Below are 4,010 nucleotides of genomic sequence, written 5' to 3' on the forward strand. Positions count from 1 at the left end.
CAAACCGGGATGGAAATAAAAGTTATTAAAATCAATACAATGTGAAAATGCAATGAGCATAAGCGTGTAACGTAGGTTTACTGTCTCATACAACAAACCCACCAATAATTCAAGACGTCCTCCACGGGGCGCTTACGTTCTGGCAGCCCGCCAAAAGCCTGAAGGCGGCGGATGGCGTGTCCCTGCGGCTGTACGAAGGCGAAACGCTGGGGGTGGTCGGCTAGTCCGGCTGCGGCAAATCGACATTTGCCCGGGCGCTGATTGGTTTGTTCAAGGCCACCAGTGGGGCGCATCGTCTGGCTGGGGAAAGAACTGCAGGATATGAATACGGCGCAGTGGCGCGCCACGCGCAGCGATATCCAGATGATTTTCCAGGATCCGCTGGCCTCGTTAAACCCCTGTATGACCATTGGCGACATTATCGCTGAACCGCTGCAAACCTATTTCCCGAAAATGCCGCGCCGGGAAGTGAAGGAAAAAGTGCGCAACATGATGATGAAGGTCGGGCTGCTGCCCAACCTTATCAACCGCTATCCCCATGAGTTTTCCGGTGGTCAATGCCAGCGTATCGGTATTGCCCGGGCGCTAATCCTCGAGCCCAAGCTGGTGATTTGCGATGAACCCGTGTCGGCGCTGGATGTGTCGATACAGGCACAGGTGGTGAATTTGCTACAGCAGCTGCAGCGGGAAATGGGGCTATCGTTGATCTTCATCGCCCACGACCTGGCGGTGGTCAAGCATATCTCCGATCGGGTTCTGGTGATGTATCTCGGCCACGCGGTGGAGCTTGGCACCTATGATCAGGTGTACCACAACCCACAGCATCCCTATACGCGCGCCTTGATGTCGGCGGTGCCGATTCCGGACCCGGATAAAGAGCGTAATAAGGAAATTCAGCTGTTGGAGGGGGATTTGCCGTCGCCGATTAACCCACATTCAGGGTGTGTGTTCCGTACTCGCTGCCCGACGAGACATGCGCCGTGACGCGGCCTATCCTGCAGGGCAGTTTTCGCCACGCCTGCTCCTGCATCAAGGTGGATGTAGCCCAACTGACGCAATAGCGCGTAACCCGTCTGACGGCGGCCGGTCGGCTTTTGCCGTGGCCGGGCGGGAGATGACCGCCCGCGCCGAACCGGCCTTATTCAAGGGGCGGCGCAAACCTTGCGGGTGCCTGTCGCGGACGCGACGCGGCTTATTCCTTCCACAATATGTGGCAGACTTTCTCAGTTCTGTCGCGGCAAATCAGGATACGCGCAAAAACATCGTTGACCGCCATCCCGTCTTGTTCCGCCAGTCCTATCACCACTTCGGCGAACAGATCGGGGTTGAGATCGAAATCCACCTGCTCATGCCACACCTCTGACGGGTCAAACAGCTCTGCCGCACCCCGTTGTTCAAATTGCAGATTGAACAGCAGGATGTCCGCCGGATCGAGATTATCCTGCGCCAGTTCGAGAAAAATATCGTAGGCCGCTTCGAGCGTTTCGTCATCCGTCAGACGATTGTCCAGATCCATCATCACTGTCCCGTTAACTGAATTGGCGCTATTACAGCATGCCGTCTGGCAAAATTACAGCAATGGACTGAAAAAGTAGAACAGCCGCTCGACGATACGCTGCCAGTAGGGACGCTTCGACCAGACTCTGGCCTTGATAAGCCGCGACCGGGCAAGATAATCCTCCTGCACCCGCTCCAGATCGCTGCCGAAATCGTCATCGTCGATGACCAGCGTTATCTCAAAATTCAGCCACAGGCTGCGCATATCCAGGTTTACCGTTCCCACCAGACTTAATTGGCCATCGACCAACACGCTTTTGGTATGCAGCAGGCCTCCCTCGAACTGATGGATTAACACGCCGGCTTCCAGCAGCTCAGCGAAGAAGGCACGGCTGGCCCAGCCCACCAGCATTGAATCGTTATGGCGCGGAACGATAATATGCACTTCCACGCCCCGCTGCGCCGCGGTACAAATGGCGTGCAGCAAATCATCGCTCGGCACCAGATAGGGCGTAGTCATAACCAATTGCTCGCGCGCCGCGTAGATAGAGGTGAGCAAGGCCTGATGGATGACGCCCTCGGGAAAACCCGGCCCCGAAGCGATCACTTGTATGGTATGTCCCGACGCTTGTTCAAACGGCATGATATTGACGTCGGGGGGCGGCGGCAGGATGCGCTCGCCGGTTTCTATTTCCCAATCGCAGGAGAAGATGATTCCCATGGCGGTGGCCACCGGCCCTTCCATACGCGCCATGATATCGATCCACTGGCCGACACCGGCATCCTGTTTGAAATAGCGCGGATCCACCATGTTCATGCTGCCGGTGTAGGCGATATAATTGTCAATCAGCACCATTTTGCGATGCTGGCGTAAATCCATGCGGCGCAGAAACACGCGCAGGATACTGACGTGCAGCGCTTCCACCACATTCACGCCGGCGTCGCGCATCAGCGTGGGGTAGGGACTGCGGAAAAACGCCACGCTGCCGGCCGAATCGAGCATGAGCCGGCAGCGTACGCCGCGCCGCGCCGCGGCCATCAATGCTTCCGCTACCTGGTCCACCAGGCCGCCGGCCTGCCAAATATAGAACACCATCTCAATGTTGTTTTGCGCCAGACCGATATCGCGAATCAGCGCCCGCAGCGCATCATCGGTGCTGGTCAGCAGCTGCATTTGATTGTCTTTCAGGCCGCCCATGCCCTGTCGGTGCTCGCAGAGCTGAAACAAAGAGCGAGCCACTTCGCTGTTTTCGCTGGCAAAGATGCGACGACACCCTTTCAGATCGTCAATCCATTGGGCGGTAGAGGGCCAAAGCGCTTTGCTACGCTCGGCGCGGCGTTTACCCAGGTTGAGCTCGCCGAATAACAGATAAGTAATAATCCCCACCAGCGGCAGAATATAGATGATTAATAGCCAGGCCATGGCGGAAGGTACCGCGCGACGTTTCATCATTACCCGCAGGGTGACGCCTGCGATCAACAACCAATAGCCGAAGAGCAATAGCCAGTTGATTACGGTATAAAGCGTTGTCATAGGGGCGAAAAATCCTGTTCGCGGAGCGTTAGCCTGAGTTTACGCATAAGGGGCGCAAAGAGGAAATTGTTTTACTGGACACGTTATCCCCGCAACCCGCGTGCGGTTTGGCATGGCTGGAAAAGTGGCTATAATGGCGTCCGTTGGTTCAAGCCCGTTCAAAGGTCTTAGTGATGAAACGAATCCGTAACGAAGTCAGCCGCTGGCGCATGCAGCGTCAGGTACAGCGCCGGCGTAGCCAGTGGGTTGAAGCGCAATCCCGCACCTACCGCCGCCTAACGCGCTTAAGCCATCTTCAGCTCAAACAGCAGCGGCGATCATTGTTATTTGCCCTCGCCTATACGCTGAACTGAACGCTCGCGGGTAAGCGAACGCCCAGCGCCGTATTGACAGTTATTCAGCAGGGATGGTGAGGTTCCACGGCAGGAGCTCTTTGATTTTGTTGATGGGATGATCCGCGATAATCGCCAGCACATGGCGCAGATACGTTTCCGGCTCCACGCCGTTCAGTTTGCAACTGCCGATCAGCGTATACATCAGCACCGCCCGGTCGCCGCCGCTATCCGAACCGAAGAACAGATAGTTCTTGCGACCCAGGCTTATTACCCGCAGCGCGTTTTCAGCGATATTATTGTCGATCTCCGCCCAGCCATCGCCGGCGTAGTAGCACAACGCCCACCAGTGGTTCATCAGGTAGTTGAACGCCTTTGTCGTATCGGCCTGGCGCGACAGCGTGGTGAGTTTTTTCCGGACCCAACTCTCCAGACCAACAAGTATTGGTCGGGATCGTGCTTCGCGCACCTGTTGTCGTTCCTCTGCCGGGCGCCCCCGGATATCGACTTCGATCGCGTACAGCTCACCGATCCGGCGCAGGGCCTCGGTAGTGGTCGGCGACGGATGGCGCACATGGATATCATGGATTTTACGCCGGGCGTGGGCCATGCAGCCGACCTCGCGGATATGGCCTTCTTCATACAGT

4 protein-coding genes and 1 pseudogene are annotated in these 4,010 nt (G+C 56.7%); 2 read left to right on the plus strand and 3 right to left on the minus strand.

Translation table 11 applies throughout. The features are described from left to right. Positions 1-80: 80 nt before the first annotated feature. Positions 81-1,061: pseudogene (oppF, locus tag ACMX3H_RS17485) on the plus strand (murein tripeptide/oligopeptide ABC transporter ATP binding protein OppF). Between the two features lie 131 nt (positions 1,062-1,192). Here the strand turns inward: oppF and ACMX3H_RS17490 are convergent. After that, complete coding sequence (locus ACMX3H_RS17490; protein ID WP_415211719.1) at positions 1,193-1,516, minus strand: HI1450 family dsDNA-mimic protein; 324 nt, start codon at positions 1,514-1,516, stop codon at positions 1,193-1,195. A 54-nt stretch (positions 1,517-1,570) separates the two neighbouring features. Continuing rightward, positions 1,571-3,031, minus strand: a complete 1,461-nt coding sequence (gene cls / locus ACMX3H_RS17495) for a cardiolipin synthase (RefSeq protein WP_415211716.1) — start codon at positions 3,029-3,031, stop codon at positions 1,571-1,573. 173 nt (positions 3,032-3,204) lie between these two features. On the opposite strand from cls, the gene ACMX3H_RS17500 reads away from it, so the two are divergent. Next, complete coding sequence (locus ACMX3H_RS17500; RefSeq protein ID WP_415211717.1) at positions 3,205-3,384, plus strand: YciY family protein; 180 nt, start codon at positions 3,205-3,207, stop codon at positions 3,382-3,384. A gap of 40 nt (positions 3,385-3,424) precedes the next feature. Here the strand turns inward: ACMX3H_RS17500 and tnpC are convergent. Next, on the minus strand, positions 3,425-4,010 hold a 586-nt coding region (tnpC, locus tag ACMX3H_RS17505; RefSeq protein WP_415211718.1), incomplete at its 5' end, for an IS66 family transposase.

The organism is Sodalis sp. (in: enterobacteria), assembly GCF_047607725.1.
Lineage (GTDB): Bacteria > Pseudomonadota > Gammaproteobacteria > Enterobacterales > Enterobacteriaceae > JBLKSS01.